1 pseudogene is annotated in these 360 nt (G+C 61.9%); it reads right to left on the bottom strand.

Features of this window, described 5'->3' with window-relative positions:
• Positions 1–360, bottom strand: a pseudogene (locus SB679_RS23365) (3-beta hydroxysteroid dehydrogenase); the annotation flags it as partial.

Genomic DNA, 360 nt, shown 5'->3' with positions numbered 1-360 from the left:
GCCGACATAGGCTGCAAGGCCCTTCTGACGGGTGATTTCGATCAGGGGGGTGATGAGCCCCTGCTTGAACGTGTCGTGCACCTGCGGAAGCCGGACGACGGAAACATTGGTGCCCTCATCCAGCAGCGTCTGCCCTGCAAGCTCGGACGCGACACGCGGGTTGGGGTGGCTGGTGTTGAAAACGTCCTCGCTTCCCAGTTCGCCGAACTCGGCATTGCCCATGCCGGTACCCGAGGTGATGATCAACGGCCTATCCGACCCGGCAAGTGCCGCACCCAACGCGGCGATCGCACGGGCATCCTTCTGGCAATTTTCGGCAAACCGCGAGAAATCGTGATCGAATGCGGTGTGGATCACGCC

The sequence above is a fragment of the Chryseobacterium sp. SIMBA_029 genome (assembly GCF_046535275.1).
Classification (GTDB): Bacteria; Bacteroidota; Bacteroidia; order Flavobacteriales; family Weeksellaceae; genus Chryseobacterium.
This window is presented reverse-complemented; position numbering and strand designations above follow the sequence as displayed.